Genomic DNA, 15,799 nt, shown 5'->3' on the forward strand with positions numbered 1-15,799 from the left:
GATGGAAGGGGAGGGCGGCGGCTCAGCCGAGCAGCTCGCGCACGTCCGTGACCTTGCCGGTGACGGCGGCTGCGGCGGCGGTGAGCGGCGAGGCGAGGATGGTGCGCCCACCCTTGCCCTGACGGCCCTCGAAGTTGCGGTTGCTCGTGCTCACGGCGTACTGCCCGGGCTCGAGGTTGTCGCCGTTCATGGCGATGCACATGGAGCAGCCGGGCTCGCGCCACTCGGCGCCGGCCTCGACGAAGATCTTGTCGAGCCCCTCGGACTCGGCCAGCTTCTTGATGTCGTGCGAGCCGGGAACGACCAGCGTGCGCACGCCCTGCACCTTGCGGCCCTTGAAGACGCTGGCGGCCGCGCGCAGGTCCTCGATGCGCGAGTTGGTGCACGAGCCGATGAACACCACGTCCACCTTGTGGCCCAGCAGGCTCTCGCCCGGCGTGATGCCCATGTAGTCCATGGCCTTCTCGTACGCGGCCCGCTCGCTGCCCTCGAAGGCGTCGGCGGTGGGCGTGCTCTCGGTCACGCCCATGCCCATGCCGGGGTTCGTGCCGTAGGTGATCATCGGCGTCAGCGCGGACGCGTCGATCTCCACCAGGCGGTCGTAGGTGGCGCCCGGGTCGCTGGGCAGCTGCTTCCAGCGGGCCACGGCGGCGTCCCAGTCGGCGCCCTGCGGCGCGAACTCGCGGCCCTTGATGAACTCGAAGGTCTTCTCGTCGGGGGCGATCATGCCCGCGCGCGCGCCGGCCTCGATGCTCATGTTGCAGACCGTCATGCGGCCCTGCATCGACAGGTCGCGGATGGCGCTGCCGGTGTACTCGATGACGTAGCCCGTCGCGCCGCCGGTGCCGATCTTGGCGCACAGCGCGAGGATGATGTCCTTGGCGGTGACGCCTGGAGCCAGCGTGCCCTCGACGCGCACCTCGAGGGTCTTGGGGCGGGTCTGCAGCAGGCACTGCGACGCGAGCACGTGCTCCACCTCGCTGGTGCCGATGCCGAACGCCAGCGCGCCGAACGCGCCGTGCGTGGAGGTGTGGCTGTCGCCGCACACGATGGTCTTGCCCGGCTGCGTCAGGCCGCGCTCGGGGCCCACCACGTGCACGATGCCGTTCTTCAGGTTGCCCAGCCCGTAGAGGGTGATGCCGAACTCCTCGCAGTTGGCGGTGAGCATGTCCAGCTGCGCCGCGGCCTGCGCGTCGATGACCTTCAGCTTCTTCGGGTCGGTCGGCGTGCTGTGGTCCATGGTCGCCAGGGTGTTCTCTGGCCGACGCACCTTGAGCCCGCGCTCGCGCAGCCCGGTGAAGGCCTGCGGCGACGTGACCTCGTGGATGAGGTGCAGGTCGATGTAGAGCACCGCGGGGCGGCCCTCTTCTTCGGCGACGACGTGCTGTTCCCAGACCTTCTCGAACAAGGTCTTCGGCTGGTTCTGACTGGACATCTTCGGTTCTCTTCTCGTCGGGAGGGGCGTGTGGCGCTCAGGCCGAGGCTTCGGAGGCGGCCTCGTCGTCACGCGCGGAGCTGTTCTGTTGTACGGAGAGCAAGCGGTTGAGCGACGCCAGGTAGGCCTTGGCGCTCGCGACGATGACGTCGGTGTGCGCCCCGTGGCCGTGGTAGACGCGCGCGCGGCTGCCTCCGCTCTGAGGGTTGATGCGGCTCTCGTCGCCGCCTTCGGGTTCGTCGTCCCAGCGGACGCGGACGTTGACCTCACCCAGCGCGTCGATGCCGCGGGTGACGGACTGCACGCTGTACTCGAGCAGCGTCACGGGCAGCTTCACCACCTGCTGGATGGCCATGTACACGGCGTCCACCGGGCCCGTGCCCACGGCGGACACCGTGCGCAGCTCGCCGTCGGGGCAGCCGAGGCGCACCGTGGCGGTGGGCATGCCCGTGCCGCACGTGACCTGCAGCTGGTCCAGGCGGTAGAGCTCCTCGGGCTGGTAGAGCTCGTCGCTCACCAGCGCGAGCAGGTCTGCGTCCGTGATGTGCTTCTTCTTGTCGGCCAGGTCCTTGAAGCGCGTGAACGCCTTGTGCAGCTCGGCGCCGATGAGCGGGTAGCCCAGCTCCGAGAGGCGGTTGGCGAACGCGGCGCGCCCCGAGTGCTTGCCGAGCACGAGCAGGCTCTGGCTGGCCCCCACCGTCTCGGGCCGCATGATCTCGTAGGTCTCCTGGTTCTTGAGCATCCCGTCCTGGTGGATGCCCGCCTCGTGCGCGAACGCGTTGGCGCCGACGATGGCCTTGTTGGGCTGCACCGACATGCCCGTCACCTTGCTGACCAGGCGGCTGATGCGGGTGAGCTGCGTGCTGTCGATGTGCGTGCCCAGCTTGAAGTGGTCGTTGCGCACCTTGAGCGCCATGACCACCTCCTCCAGCGACGCGTTGCCGGCGCGCTCCCCGATGCCGTTGACCGCCACCTCCACCTGACGCGCGCCGTTCTGCACCGCCGCGAGGCTGTTGGCGACGGCGAGGCCCAGGTCGTTGTGGCAGTGCACGCTGATGATGGCGCGCTCGATGCCCGAGACGTTCTCGTGGATGAGCTTGATGCGGCGACCGAACTCGTCCGGCGTGGTGTAGCCCACGGTGTCCGGGATGTTGATGGTCGTCGCGCCCGCCTCGATGGCCGCCTGGATGGCCTCGTAGAGGAACTCCATCTCGGTGCGCCCCGCGTCCTCGGGGCTGAACTCGATGTCCTCACACAGGCTGCGGGCGTAGCCCACCATCTCCGTGATGCGCTCGAGCACCTCGGCCTTGGACATGCGCAGCTTGTGCTCGCGGTGGATGGGCGAGGTCGCGAGGAAGGTGTGGATGCGCGGGTGCTTGGCCGGCGAGACGGCCTCCCACGCCTTGTCGATGTCGCCCTTGGCGGCGCGGGCCAGCGAGCACACGCGCGGTGGCTCGGCGACGGGCCGCCCTTCGACGGCCAAGACGCCCACGCTCGCCGCGATGCCCTGGACGGCCTTGAGGTCGTCGGGGGAGGCCGCCGCGAAGCCCGCCTCGATCACGTCCACACCTAGTCGACTCAGCGTCTTGGCCACCTCGAGCTTCTCGCTGCTCGTCATGGTGGCTCCCGGGGACTGCTCCCCGTCGCGCAAGGTAGTGTCGAAGATGCGTACGTGGTCGGACTGGGACATGCTGAGGGGGACTCCTGTTTCCCGGGTCTACTCGGCCGCGCGAACCGGTCGCGCGTTCACGGTGGGGTGCCCTGGGCGCGGCGCGACGGAGCCGCGCATCATCGAGATGGTGCCGGTCTGGACCATCTCCTCGACGCCGAAGGGGGTGAGCACGGCCAGGAACGCGTCGATGCGCGTCTGCGAGTCCGTGATCTCGAACGTGATGGTGTCGACCGACATGTCCGCGGTGCGCGCCTTGAAGACGTCGGCCACCTGCAGCAGCTCGGCCCGACGGGCGGGGGGCGCGGCCACCTTCACCAGCGCCAGCGCGATGTCCACGCTGGGCAGGTCGGTGATGTCATCCACCCACAGCACGTTCACGAGCTTGTAGAGGTTGGACTCGATGCGCTTGGCCTTGTCGACGTCGGACTCGATCACGATGGTCATGCGCGACACGCCGACCTCGTTGGTGTTGCCCACGTTCAACGAGTGGATGTTGAAGTTTCGCCGCCGAAAGAGAGACGAGACGCGGTTCAGGACACCGGGCTTGTCTTCGACGTACACGACGAACGTGCGGTAGCTCGCTTCGCTCATTTCAGTCGTCCTTCCCCGTCTCGTAGATCGGGTTGTGCTGGCCGGGCTTCTCCCGGCGGATCATGTCGCCCAAGTCAGCGCCTGCGGGGACCATCGGGTAGACCGCGTCCACCTGCTCCACCACGAACTCCACCACGCACGTGCCGGGGTGGGCCTGGGCGGCGCGCACGGCGGCTTCCACGTCGTCGCGCTTGTCCACGCGGATGCCCTTCGCGCCGCAGGCCTCGGCCAGCATGACGAAGTTGGGGCTGACCATGGGCGTGGAGACGTAGCGGCCGCCGTAGAAGAACTGCTGCCACTGGCGCACCATGCCGAGGTAGCCGTTGTTGATGATGGCCACGTTGACCTTGATGCCCTCCTGCAGGCAGGTGGTGAGCTCGGTCATGGTCATCTGGAAGCCGCCGTCGCCGACGACCACCCACACGTTCTCGTCCGGGCACGCGAACTTGGCGCCGATGGCCGCCGGGAGCGCGAAGCCCATGGTGCCGAGGCCGCCCGAGGTGACCAGGCGCCGCGGGTAGTCGTGCTTGTAGTACTGCGCCTCCCACATCTGGTGCTGGCCCACGTCGGTCACGACCAGCGCCTTGCCCTCCGTGTAGCGGTACAGGTCGTGGATGACGTGCGCGGCGTACAGCTTGCCGTGGTCCGGCATGTCCTTGATGTCGCGCACCGCGGAGTCACCGCGCATCTCGTCGATGTGGGCCAGCCACTCGGGGCGCTCGGCCTTCTCCACGCGCGGGAGCAGCCGCGAGAGCACGTCCTTCGCGTCGCCCACGATGGGCAGCTCGACGCGGACGTTCTTGTTGATCTCGGCCGGGTCCAGCTCGATGTGGATCTTGCGGGCCTTGCGTGCGTACGTGGCGAGGTTCCCCGTGACGCGGTCGTCGAAGCGCATGCCCACGGCGATGATGAGGTCCGCGTCCTGGATGGCCGAGTTGACCCACGACTCGCCGTGCATGCCCATCATGCCGAGGTTGCGCGGGTGCGTGGCCGGGAAGCCGCCCAGGCCGAGCAGCGTGCAGGCTGCCGGGATGTCCGTCTTCTCGACGAACTGGCGGAAGACGTCGCTGGCACCCGACATGACCACACCCTGACCCGCGAAGAGGATGGGGCGCTTGGCGTCGCGGATCATGCGCGCGGCTTCGTCCAGGTCCGCGTCCATCGGGTTGTACTCGGGGCGGTAGCCCGGGAGCTCGATCGGGTCGGTGTTCCACTCGAACGTGCAGCTCTGCTGCTGCGCGTCCTTGGTGATGTCCACCAACACGGGGCCGGGGCGACCCGAGCGCGCGATGTAGAACGCCTCGCGGATGGTGTCCGCGATGTCCTCCGCGCGGTCCACCAGGTAGTTGTGCTTGGTGACGGGCAGGGTGACGCCGGTGACGTCGGTCTCCTGGAACGCGTCCGTGCCGATGAGGTGACTCGGCACCTGCCCGGTGATGGCCACGAAGGGGATGCTGTCGAGCATCGCCGTGGCCAAGCCCGTCACGAGGTTGGTGGCGCCGGGGCCCGAGGTGGCGATGCACACGCCCACCTCACCCGAGGCGCGCGCGTAGCCGTCCGCCATGTGCGCGGCGCCCTGCTCGTGGCGCGTGAGCACGTGGTGGATGGGGTACTGAATCATCGCGTCGTAGGCCGGCATGATGGCCCCGCCCGGGTACCCGAAGATGACCTTGACGCCCTCGCGTACCAGCGACTCCCAGATGATCTGGGCGCCGTTGAGCGTGGTTCCGGTGCGGTCGGGGAACTCGTTCTGAGTCATGCTGGTCCTGTGGGCGGTTGGGGGCTGCTGGGCACGATGAGAGGGGGGAGGGGTGAGCTTTTTCGAGGCGCGCTGCGGATGAAAAAAAACCCTCGCGGGGAGGCGAGGGTCATCAGGGGCAGGCCGGGGGGTGTCAGGCTTCCTGGTGGTCCTCGCCGAGGCAGCTGCCAATTAGCAGCAGGCCGCGGAGGCCAATAACGACGCCGTCCACTACTACGACCCCACCGCGCACGCCAGCAGCCGCCAGAGCGACCGAGCTGTTCTGCGAGATGAGGGAGGGGGCGAACATCTGGGAGGAGTGTGGAGCGGTCTGGGACATGCGTCAAGCGAACGGCGCGCAAGAGTTGCGCGTCTTACTTCGACTCGCGCTGCACGCCCGCACGGAACAGATCCGCGAGCTCACTCGCGTGGGTCTGTGTGGCCCTGGCCTGGCGCTCGAGGATGGCTTCGACACCCAGGCTCGAGTCGAGCTCGCTGAGGTACTGATCCACCGCGAGCCGCGCGAGGCCGTCGATGCGCTCGCCCCAGCGCTCACGCAGACGCTCCTTCGCCGCTTCTTCCAGCAGGGAGCGGAAGGCGCGTCGGGCGGCGTGGTCGGCCTCCCCCTTGAGCATCTGGGAGGGCTCGAGGTCCAGGAAGCGGGCGTTCTGGGGGCTGGGGGTGGGGCCGCGGTCGTGGCACTTGTCGTCGGTCATGGGTCGTCTCCGGGTGGGCTCCCAGTCTGCCGTGTGCACCACCCCGGGGAAAGGCCCCGTGTCCCGTCAGCGGGACGTGGCGCCGCGTCGGGCCGGTCCGGCCGCACAGGCGTCGCGCCAGGCCGAGCTGGCCGCAGGCAGGCGTGGCGATGGCGACACTCGCGCTCCTGGTCTTCGTCGCCCGTTCGTGTCAGCGTCCGCGAGCTGCACGACCGGAGGGCGCACATGAGAGGGACGACGACACAACTCACGCGATGGGCGAGCTCGACCTTGCGTCGCGACGCCGGCCGTCGGCTGGGCCTCCTGCTGAGCGCCCTCACGGGGATCGCCGTCGTGGTGGCGGGCTGTGCAGACGAGGCTCCTGGAGCCTGCGATCCCCGCGAGCTCGCCTGTCGGGAGCTGATCGCCGCCGAGATCCTCCGTGTGCGCGGAGGCCCTCCCGTGACGCTGCCACCCGTCGAAGTGGTCACGGAAGACGAGCTGCGGGCGCGCTTGGAGCAAGACGCCGTGTCGCTGACACCCGAAGAGGCCGCGCTGTTCGAGAAGTGGGGCCGGGGGCTGATGTTGTTGCGCCTGGTGTCGTCCCCGGACGCCGTCACGCGCGGGAGCATCGACGACTTCGTGATGTCCGTGTGGGGGTACTACGACCGCGAGACGGGGCAGATCACCCTGATCGAACGGCCGCAGTCCGCGGACCCAGACACCGCCACCTGGCTGTTCGCGCACGAGCTCACGCACCACGCCCAGGCGCTGGACCTGCAGGCGGGGTTCGCCACCCAGGCTGGGTTGAACGGGAGCATCGACACCCAGGACGCGCTCTCCCACCACAGCGAGGGCGAGGCGGTCGTCGTCTCGGAGCTCGTGCGCGCGGAGCTGCGCGGCTCGCGCTTCGGGTTCGAGGACGCGCGGACCTACTTCGCGCGGTGGTTGCTCGCGACCCAGCAAGAGGTCGCCGACAGCCGCGATCCCTATCTCGTCGTCCGCGCGCGCATGAAGTACCCCGTCGGTGGGGCCTACTTGAGTGAGGTGCGCTTCGACCACGGAAACGACGCCCTGCGGACGCAGTGGGTGCCCCCCGTGTCGACGACGGCGAGCTGGATGCGGGGCTACGAGGCCGTCGAGGAGGTGGAGGCCCTCGAGGACTGCGAGCTGCCGATCACGCCGACCAGCTACATGGGCATCGTCGACGAGCGCCTGGGTGGCGAGTTGCTGTTCGCCATGCTCATTCCGGAGGGGGTACGAGACGAGGCGTCCTTGGCGCGAAGCTGGGCGGCCGCCACGCACTGGCGCTCCGACCACGTGCGGGTCTTCGTAGACGTCACGGTCCCCCCGGCGAGCGCACCCGTGGCGGTGGCGTACCGCGTGCGCTTGGACTCGGAGGACGCAGCAGCGGAGGTGGAGGCGCTCTTCGACGACTCTCTCGGCAACGCTGGCACCGTCTCGCGCATGGCGCGCGACGTGCTGGTGCTGCTGGCGGAGGACCCGGCGGTGTGGTCGTCGCCCGCGTTCCCCAGCTGCGACCAGACGCTCCGACGCGCGTCGTCCGCGACGCGTATGCCCCCCGTTCCTGGCTTGCCCGCCGTGGACGTCACGTGGCGGCCGAGCGCGTCGTCCAGCGTGTCTCCGGATGTGTCTTCGGCCGCAGAGTGAGTGGCGCGTTGACCCAGGCGCCCACCCGTGCTTATTCACCATCCGGTGAACACGGCGTGGACGCTGCGTCCACCGTGCGTTCTCGTCACCACTCGACAGACTCGGAAAGGAAGCAGCGATGCCGCGTATGAATCTCGAAGGAAGCTCCTCGATCGTCACCGGAGGTGCCTCGGGCATCGGAGAGGGGGCCGCCCGTCAGCTGGCGGCAGCGGGCTCGAAGGTGGTCATCGCCGACCTCAACGCCGAACGCGGCGACGCCATCGCCAAGGAGCTGGGCGGCGCGTTCGTGAAGTGCGACGTCTCCAACGTCGAGAACGCGCAGGAGGCCGTGGCTGCCGCGCAGAAGCTGGGACCTCTGCGCGCTCTGGTGAACTCGGCCGGCCTGGGCCTCGGCATGCGCACGGTGGGTCGCGACGGCACCCCCTTGCCGCTCGAGAAGTTCACGTTCGTGATCAAGGTCAACCTGTTGGGGTCGTTCAACATGCTCAGCCAGGCCGCGGCGGCGATGGCCACGCAAGAGCCCCTCGACGCCGACGGGTCGCGCGGCGCCATCGTGAACATGGCCTCGGTCGCCGCCTTCGACGGACAGATCGGGCAGGCTGCCTACTCCGCGTCCAAGGGCGGCGTGGTCGGCATGACGCTCCCCGTGGCGCGCGACCTGGCCGCGCTGGGCATCCGCGTCAACACCATCGCGCCCGGCCTGATCGACACGCCCATCTACGGTTCGGGGCCGGACAGCGACGCGTTCAAGGCCAAGCTGGGCGAGTCCGTGCTGTTCCCCAAGCGCCTCGGGTCCGCCGAAGAGCTGGCCTTCATGGTGATGGAGTGCCTGACCAACCCGTACATGAACGGCGAGGTCATCCGCGTGGACGGCGGCATCCGCATGCCGCCCAAGTGAGCACGGCGCCCGCTGCCCAGCCCTGAACGCACACGGCGCGCAGCCCAGGGAGCCGCGCGCCGCGTCAGGGGGGTCGGAGGTGGATCAGCCGCCGACGGCGATCTGCTTCATCGCGGTCATGTGCCCGCGCAGCACGGCGCCGATCTTCTCGACCGGGTGCGCCTCGATGGCCTGGTTGACCTTGAGCAGCTTGAGGTTGTCCACCTGCTGGCTGCCGGCGCCGTAGGGCTGCCCGATCACGTCGGTGGTCTGGCGGCTCATGAACTCGGCCAGGAGCGGCACCGCGGCGTGGCTGAACAGGTAGCAACCGTACTCGGCCGTGTCGCTGATGACCTTGTTCATCTCGTACAGCTTCTTGCGCGCGATGGTGTTCGCGATGAGCGGCGTCTCGTGCAGCGACTCGTAGTAGGCGGACTCGGGCTTCATGCCCACGTCCACCATGCACTCGAAGGCCAGCTCCACGCCCGCCTTGCACATGGCGACCATCAGCACGGCGTTGTCGAAGTACTCCTGCTCCGGGATCTCGACGCTGCCGGCCGGCGTCTTCTCGAAGGCCGACTCGTTGGTCGCCTGGCGCCACGCCAGCAGGTTCTTGTCGTCGTTGTCCCAGTCTTCCATCATCGTCTTGCTGAAGTGCCCGGTGATGATGTCGTCCTGGTGCTTCTCGAACAGCGGGCGCATGATGACGCGCAGCTCCTCGGCCAGCTCGAACGCCTTGATCTTGGCGGGGTTGCTCAGGCGGTCGAGCATGAGCGTGAGGCCGCCCTGCTTGAGGGCCTCGGTGATGGTCTCCCAGCCGTACTGCACCAGCTTGCTGGCGTAGCCGGGCTCGATGCCGTTCGCGACCATCTTGTCGAAGCACAGCAGCGCGCCCGTCTGCAGCATGCCGCAGAGGATGGTCTGCTCGCCCATCAGGTCGCTCTTCACCTCGGCGATGAAGCTCGACTCGAGCACGCCCGCGCGATCACCGCCGGTCGCCGCCGCGTAGGCCTTCGCGATCTCGAGGCCGTCGCCGTTGGGGTCGTTCTCGGTGTGCACCGCGATGAGCGTCGGCACGCCGAAGCCGCGCTTGTACTCCTCGCGCACCTCGGTGCCCGGGCACTTCGGGGCCACCATGACCACCGTGAGGTCCTCACGGATCTTCTGGCCCTCCTCCACGATGTTGAAGCCGTGGCTGTAGGCGAGGCACGCGCCCTTCTTCATCAGCGGCATGACGCTCTGCACGACGTCGGCGTGCTGCTTGTCCGGCGCGAGGTTGCACACCAGGTCGGCCGTCGGGATCATCTCGTCGTAGTTGCCGACCTTGAAGCCGTTCTCGGTGGCGTTCAGGTAGCTCTGGCGCTTGCCGTCGATGGCGCCCTGGCGCAGCGCGTAGCTGACATCCAGGCCGGAGTCGCGCATGTTGAGGCCCTGGTTGAGGCCCTGTGCGCCGCAGCCCACGATGACCACCTTCTTGCCCGCGAGCTTCTCGACGCCGTTGAACTCGCTGGCGCTCATGAAGCGGCAGCGGCCGAGCTGGTCGAGCTTCTGGGCCATGGTGAGGGTGTTGAAGTAGTTCTGACGGGCCATCGTGCGATCTCCTGGTTGGGAGCTTCTTTGTACGGGTCGCGGGCGCTCCTGCCAATGTTGCGCGTGCGTCTATTTCTTGTACTCTGTGTTGCGGTTTCTGCAACACCATGTCCGCGCCCTTTCTCGACGCCTACGCGCAGTTCCTGCACCTGGCCGACACGCTGCACTTCTCGCGCAGCGCGGAGGCGCTGGCGATGAGCCCCTCGGCGCTGACACGCTGCATCCAGCGTCTGGAGGAGGAGCTGGGCCACGCGCTCTTCGTGCGCGACCGGCGCAAGGTGAGCCTCACCCGCGCGGGGCAGCTGTTCCGCGACCACGCGCGGCAGCAGCTCATCGCGCACCGCGAGCTGCTCGAGGCGCTGTCGGCCGAGGAGGCGTCCCCCACCGGCGAGCTGCGCATCGCGTGCACCGTGACAGCCTGCCACTCCGTGCTCCCGTCGCTCTTGGCGCGCAGCCGGGCCCTGTATCCCGACATCGCGCTCCAGCTCCGTACGGGTGACGCGGCACGCTCGCTGCAGCAGCTGCACGCGGACGAGGTGGACATGGCCGTGGTGCCTGCGCCCGACGTCAGCGACGACGAGCTGCGCTACGTGGATCTGGCCACGACGGCGCTCACCTTCGTCGCGCCCGCCGCCGACGAGGAGCTGCAAGAGCGTGTGCGGCACGGAGGGAAGCACTGGAACGGCCTGCCGGTGATCATGCCGCGCCGGGGCGTCGAGCGAGCGCGTGTGGACGCGTACTTCGCCGAGCTGGGCGTCTCCCCCAGCCGCTACGCCGAGGTGGACGGCAACGAGGCCATCCTCGCGATGGTATCGCTCGGGTGCGGGGTGGGCCTCGTGCCGGAGCTGGTGCGCCAGGGTAGCCCCCTGCGCGACGCCATCCGGGCCGTGCCCGTCCCGAGCCCCCCAGCGGGCTACACGGTGGCGCTGTGCGCGAAGCCACGCACCCTCGAGCGTCGGGCGATGGCGGCGTTCTGGGAGCTGGCATCCACACGTGCGGAGACGCCGTGAGGCCTCCCGCACGGCGAGGCGGGCCACGGGCTCGTCGGATGCAAGCACGCCCCATCGGCACCTGGAGGGCGTGCGTTGCGCTGGACGCGAAGGCGGTGCGACCCTCGGGCGATGCCCACTCCTTCGACCAGGACCCTCCTCCTCTCCTGTGTGTCCTCGTGCGTCTTGGCGTGCTCATCCGCGAGCGACGCCCGCGAGGGTACGAGCGCACCCTCCGAACGGCACGTGACGGTTGAGGCGCCTGAAGTGCCCGGTCCCTACACGCTCCACGAGTGGGGCCTCGTCGCCGCGACCTACGGGAACGCCACGGCGCGGATGGTTTCGGGACCGACGGGCACGTCCGCGTTCGGGTCCCTCGGTGTGGGTGGGCTGGGCGGCACCTTGGGGAGCGTTGGAGAGGGGCTGCGGGGCGTGGGCAAGCCCGTGCTGTACGTCCACATGGACGATGGCACGGACGCGCTGACGCTCGACGTCGCGGTGCGCCCCGCCGGAGGCGCGCGCGTGCTCGAGGTGTTCCCGGACGCGACCATGCCCGCCGATCGGACGTCGCTCCGCTGGGGCGAGGTACGGGTGACGCGCGGCGCATGTCATGGCGCGTACCCCGCCCTCGCGGACACGCGCTGCCAAACAGAGGACGGTCTGTGTGAGCAGTCGGAGCTGGCGCGCTACGAGACGGACGACAGCGACTGCGTGCACGTGGGTGAGACCGCCGCTGGGCTGCTGTTCTATCGGACGGGCTCCGCCGAGGCCGAGCTGCCTCTCCTCGTCGAGCGCGGGGACGCAGGCGCGGTGCGCGTCCGACCCCGCGACGGGGCGCCGCCCATGCGAGGCTGGATCATGCGCATCCAGCGCGGAGCCGACCGGAGCACGACCATGGTGCGCGTCGCCTCGCTCGAGGGGGTGGGACAGGAGAGCCTCGTGCTGGCCCAGGCGCAGGGCGACGGCGTCGTCCCGGGAGATCAGGCGCGCATCACGCTCGGTCAGGCGCTGGCCGAGGCCGGTCTGACGGACGCCGAGCGCGACGCGTTCATGGCTGCCTGGAGCGACGCGCTCTTCGGTCGAGAGTCGGGTGCGGCGGCCGCTGGCCCGCCTGCGGGGGCACATGGAGAGGGCGCCGGCCTGGAGGGCGGGATCATCGGATCGGGGGCGCTCGGCGGTGCTGCCAATGGTCCCGGGGCGGCCCGTGGCGTGTCCGCGTCGGGCAGACCCGGGCGGCCTTTCACCACCATCGGGCGGATTGGCGGAGGGCCTCCAACGCCGCAGCACGTGCTGGGGTCGGTGCAGGACGCCGTGCTGTACGTCGTCCCGCCGGCCAGCGTCGATGCGCTGCTGCCGCTCGAAGCCGCGCCGGCACCCCGTGAGGTCCGGCGGGTGTTCGTCGCCCGCGTCGATCTGACGCCGCTCGACCGGGTGACCCTGCGCGCGGGCCGGGCGACGGTCACGGGTGCCCTCGAAGAGCCCGTGGTGCGGCGCGTGATCCGGCGGCACTTCTGGCCGCTGCGGCAGTGCCTGCACGCGAACGAGAGCGCCACCAATCTGCAGGCGACGTTGCGCGTTCAACCTTCCGGGGCGGTATCCGAGGCCACGCTGGGTGGGGACTCCCTCGGCGAGGAGGAGCGGGCCTGCTTCCTCGAGGCGATGCGCGCCATCCGCTTCCCGACGGCGGAGACCGTGACGGACGTCAACCAGCCGTTCGTGATCGCGCGTTGACTGCAGCGCGCGATCACGTGTCGCTGCGCGCTACGACCGCCCCCCGACACGCAGCACGGTGTCAGGCGGCAGCTCTGCGCGCAGCCCCGCGACGAAACGGCTCAGTGTGGGCGTCCGCGCGAGGAGGATGTCCACTGTGTCGACGCAGGCCACCACGGCGCCGATGATGGTCTCCGCCGTTTCGCGAAGGGGGCCGAGCGCGCGCAGTCCGAGCGCGACGCGCAGGCGGCGCTGAGGGTCGCGAGCGGCGTTGTCCTCGCCGATGGCGGAGAGCTCCTGCTGCAGCGAGATGTCGTCGCGCAAGGAGGTGAGCGTGGTGAGGATGCCGACGTCCGTGTACCCGAGAGCTCGCAGCCGCGCGCCGTCTCCGGCCCGCAGGGTGGTGACCATGCACCAGCGCGTCGGGATGGATGCGTCGCCGTCGACGCGCGCATCGGGGGTGTACTGCGTCGCGACGACGAGCTGCCCGGGCGCGGCCTTGGCCTCTGGAAACCAAGGCTCGATGCGCTCCAGCGGCGCGTGCAGGCCCCGACCTCGGCGCACGTCCCAGTACGCGTTCCAGGCACCGCCGCAACGCGTGCGGAGCGCACATCCCCGACACGGTCGGCCGTGCCGCTTGTCGTGGTGGTTGTCGACGCCAAAGGGGGTCTGCTCGTCGACCTCCAGCGCCTCGATCGCCTCGACGCTGCGGTCGGCGGCGGCGTCCCAACCGACGCACAGGGGCAGTCCGCAGTACGGGTTCAGCAGGCGGATGTCATGCTTGGCCGCGCGGGCCTGGGCCTCGATGACCTGCTCGCGCAACACGCCGTAGTCGGGCAGGAGTTGGACGTCCTGCCGCGCTCTGCCGTGTGGCTGCACGGCGGAGAGCGAGATGGAACGGATGGCCGGCAGACGCTCCGCCACGAAGCTCACGTAGTCCGCGACGAGCCCCTGGGTGGCGTACGCGGTGACGGGGTTCAGCGTGACCGTGATCCCGTTCGCGACGAGCGCGTCCATGCCGCGCAGGCAGTCGTCGTAGGCGCCGGGGAGTCCCGCCAGCTCGTCGTGCAACGCCGGCACGTGAGACAGGAAGGAGACGAACGCAGAGGTGACCCCAGCGCTCGCGAGCTCTGCCGCGTAGTCGTCGTCGATGAGCACCGCGTTGGTCTGCAGCTCCACGAAAGGCACGCCTCCTTCGCGGGCCTTGCGTACGGCCGCGACGAGGCGCTCACGCAGCAGTGTCGGCTCACCGCCCGAGATCGTCAGCGTCTGCGCGCCGGAGGCGATGAAGTCTTGCAGCTGCTCGTCCAGCGCCGCGAGGCTGGGCGTGACCGGTCGGAAGTCCTCCACGGGCACGTTGCAGAAGAGGCAGCGCTCGTTGCACGCCATGGTCAGGCGCAGCAGCCCCTTGGTCCGGTCGTGGTCTTCGCCGCGCGCGGACGGAGCGTCCGTCGAGGCCTCGCTGGAGACGATGGGGAGTGAGCTCACGGGCGCAGCGTATCCCAGCCGCAGGGCCCCGCAAAGCGTGGTAGGACGTGGGGCACCATGTCTCCGACATACGAGTTCTTCCAAGTCATCCAGGGGTACCTCGACGAAGCCGCAGCGGTGGTCGAGCTGCCCGATCACGTACGCGCCATCCTGGCGCAGCCCAAGAACGAGATCATCGTGCACTTCCCCGTCGCGATGGATGACGGGACGATGAAGGTGTTCAAGGGCTACCGTATCCAGCACAACAACCTGCTGGGCCCCTACAAGGGCGGCATCCGCTACCACGAGACGGTCAGCCTCGACGATCTCAAGGCGCTGGCCGCCATGATGACGTGGAAGTCCGCCCTCATGAACATCCCCTTCGGCGGGGGCAAGGGAGGCGTCAAGTTCGACCCGCGAGGTCACAGCCGCGACGAGGTGATGCGCATCACTCGGCGCTTCACGCACGCGCTCGGCAACAACATCGGGCCGTCGTACGACATCCCGGCGCCCGACGTCGGGACCAACTCGCAGACCATGGTGTGGATGATGGACACCTACATGAACACGCTGTCGTTTGCCGACAAGAACGCGCAGCGGGCCGTGGTCACCGGAAAAACGCTCACGTGTGGTGGCTCCGAGGGGCGCGAGAAGGCCACGGCGCAGGGCGTGCTGCACTGCATCACCGAGTGGGCGCGCGAGCAGCGCTTCGACCTCGAGGGCAAGACCGCCATCATCCAGGGGTACGGCAACGTGGGGGGTCACGCGGGGGTGTTGCTCGCGAAGCTCGGGGTCTCCGTCGTCGGTGTGGGCGACCACACGGGCTATCTGCACAGCGGCGAGGGGTTCAACGTCCACAAGCTGCAGGATCACGTGCGACGCCATGGCAGCATCGCGGGCTACGAGCACGGTCAGCCCATCGAGCGCGCCGAGTTCTTCGGGCTGGAGGCGGACCTGTTCGTGCCAGCGGCGCTCGAGAACCAGATCGGCGCAGCCGAGGCCGAGGCGCTGCGCGTGCGGTTGGTCGTCGAGGGCGCAAACGGCCCCACGCACCCGGACGGCGAGAAGATCCTCGAGAGTCGCAACATCGCCGTCATCCCCGACGTGCTCGCCAACTCGGGCGGCGTCACCGTCAGCTACTTCGAGTGGGTGCAGAACCGCAACTCCGAGAAGTGGGACCTGGGTACGGTCGACGCCAAGCTGGAGCGGCGGATGAAGGGGGCGTACGGCCAGGTTCGGTACTACGCCGAGCAGCGCGGCGTGTCGCTGCGCATGGCGGCCTACTGCCTCGCGCTGGAGCGCCTGGGGCAAGCCTACGCGGAGCGCGGCATCTTCCCTTGAGCGTCTCGAGGGCAGGGTGTCGT

At 69.3% G+C, this 15,799-nt stretch carries 12 protein-coding genes; 5 read left to right on the forward strand and 7 right to left on the reverse strand.

Annotated elements, in window-relative coordinates:
• Nucleotides 1-22: 22 nt before the first annotated feature.
• The 5 genes from leuC to H6726_11950 all read right to left on the reverse strand — a co-directional run bounded on the left by leuC (nucleotide 23) and on the right by H6726_11950 (nucleotide 6,152).
• Nucleotides 23-1,435 carry a 3-isopropylmalate dehydratase large subunit gene (gene leuC, locus H6726_11930; protein ID MCB9658347.1) on the reverse strand — a complete coding sequence of 471 codons (1,413 nt, stop codon included), beginning with the start codon at nucleotides 1,433-1,435 and terminating at the stop codon, nucleotides 23-25.
• 37 nt (nucleotides 1,436-1,472) lie between these two features.
• Nucleotides 1,473-3,125 (reverse strand): 2-isopropylmalate synthase, encoded by a 1,653-nt coding sequence (locus tag H6726_11935; GenBank protein MCB9658348.1) that lies wholly within the window; start codon nucleotides 3,123-3,125, stop codon nucleotides 1,473-1,475.
• 27 nt (nucleotides 3,126-3,152) lie between these two features.
• A complete protein-coding gene (ilvN, locus tag H6726_11940; GenBank protein ID MCB9658349.1) occupies nucleotides 3,153-3,698 on the reverse strand; it encodes an acetolactate synthase small subunit in 546 nt (181 codons plus the stop codon).
• A gap of 1 nt (nucleotide 3,699) precedes the next feature.
• Nucleotides 3,700-5,457, reverse strand: coding sequence for a biosynthetic-type acetolactate synthase large subunit (gene ilvB / locus H6726_11945; protein ID MCB9658350.1), 1,758 nt, complete (start codon nucleotides 5,455-5,457; stop codon nucleotides 3,700-3,702).
• A gap of 353 nt (nucleotides 5,458-5,810) precedes the next feature.
• Entirely contained in the window at nucleotides 5,811-6,152 is a 342-nt protein-coding gene (locus H6726_11950) for a hypothetical protein (protein ID MCB9658351.1), read from the reverse strand.
• 270 nt (nucleotides 6,153-6,422) lie between these two features.
• On the opposite strand from H6726_11950, the gene H6726_11955 reads away from it, so the two are divergent.
• Both H6726_11955 and H6726_11960 read left to right on the forward strand, forming a co-directional pair.
• Entirely contained in the window at nucleotides 6,423-7,802 is a 1,380-nt protein-coding gene (locus tag H6726_11955; protein ID MCB9658352.1) for a hypothetical protein, read from the forward strand.
• Between the two features lie 127 nt (nucleotides 7,803-7,929).
• A complete protein-coding gene (locus H6726_11960) occupies nucleotides 7,930-8,700 on the forward strand; it encodes an SDR family oxidoreductase (GenBank protein MCB9658353.1) in 771 nt (256 codons plus the stop codon).
• Nucleotides 8,701-8,784: 84 nt separating this feature from the next.
• Here the strand turns inward: H6726_11960 and ilvC are convergent, their stop codons facing one another.
• Nucleotides 8,785-10,269 (reverse strand): ketol-acid reductoisomerase, encoded by a 1,485-nt coding sequence (gene ilvC, locus H6726_11965; protein MCB9658354.1) that lies wholly within the window; start codon nucleotides 10,267-10,269, stop codon nucleotides 8,785-8,787.
• Between the two features lie 107 nt (nucleotides 10,270-10,376).
• Between ilvC and ilvY the strand changes: the two genes are divergently transcribed.
• A complete protein-coding gene (gene ilvY / locus H6726_11970; protein MCB9658355.1) occupies nucleotides 10,377-11,279 on the forward strand; it encodes an HTH-type transcriptional activator IlvY in 903 nt (300 codons plus the stop codon).
• A 225-nt stretch (nucleotides 11,280-11,504) separates the two neighbouring features.
• Nucleotides 11,505-12,989, forward strand: coding sequence for a hypothetical protein (locus H6726_11975; GenBank protein MCB9658356.1), 1,485 nt, complete (start codon nucleotides 11,505-11,507; stop codon nucleotides 12,987-12,989).
• Between the two features lie 30 nt (nucleotides 12,990-13,019).
• Here the strand turns inward: H6726_11975 and H6726_11980 are convergent, their stop codons facing one another.
• Nucleotides 13,020-14,456, reverse strand: coding sequence for a radical SAM protein (locus H6726_11980; protein ID MCB9658357.1), 1,437 nt, complete (start codon nucleotides 14,454-14,456; stop codon nucleotides 13,020-13,022).
• A gap of 57 nt (nucleotides 14,457-14,513) precedes the next feature.
• Between H6726_11980 and H6726_11985 the strand changes: the two genes are divergently transcribed.
• A complete protein-coding gene (locus H6726_11985) occupies nucleotides 14,514-15,776 on the forward strand; it encodes a Glu/Leu/Phe/Val dehydrogenase (GenBank protein ID MCB9658358.1) in 1,263 nt (420 codons plus the stop codon).
• Nucleotides 15,777-15,799 lie beyond the last annotated feature (23 nt).

Source organism: Sandaracinaceae bacterium, from assembly GCA_020633055.1.
In the GTDB taxonomy this organism is placed as follows: domain Bacteria; phylum Myxococcota_A; class Polyangia; order Polyangiales; family Houyiibacteriaceae; genus JADJJE01.

Excerpts from the sequence above, each read along its gene's own strand:
- H6726_11935 (MCB9658348.1), bottom strand. The coding sequence starts at position 3,125 with ATGTCCCAGTCCGACCACGTACGCATCTTCGACACTACCTTGCGCGAC.
- ilvY (MCB9658355.1), top strand. The coding sequence starts at position 10,377 with ATGTCCGCGCCCTTTCTCGACGCCTACGCGCAGTTCCTGCACCTGGCC.
- H6726_11950 (MCB9658351.1), bottom strand. The coding sequence starts at position 6,152 with ATGACCGACGACAAGTGCCACGACCGCGGCCCCACCCCCAGCCCCCAG.
- H6726_11960 (MCB9658353.1), top strand. The coding sequence starts at position 7,930 with ATGAATCTCGAAGGAAGCTCCTCGATCGTCACCGGAGGTGCCTCGGGC.
- leuC (MCB9658347.1), bottom strand. The coding sequence starts at position 1,435 with ATGTCCAGTCAGAACCAGCCGAAGACCTTGTTCGAGAAGGTCTGGGAA.
- ilvN (MCB9658349.1), bottom strand. The coding sequence starts at position 3,698 with ATGAGCGAAGCGAGCTACCGCACGTTCGTCGTGTACGTCGAAGACAAG.
- H6726_11985 (MCB9658358.1), top strand. The coding sequence starts at position 14,514 with ATGTCTCCGACATACGAGTTCTTCCAAGTCATCCAGGGGTACCTCGAC.
- ilvB (MCB9658350.1), bottom strand. The coding sequence starts at position 5,457 with ATGACTCAGAACGAGTTCCCCGACCGCACCGGAACCACGCTCAACGGC.
- ilvC (MCB9658354.1), bottom strand. The coding sequence starts at position 10,269 with ATGGCCCGTCAGAACTACTTCAACACCCTCACCATGGCCCAGAAGCTC.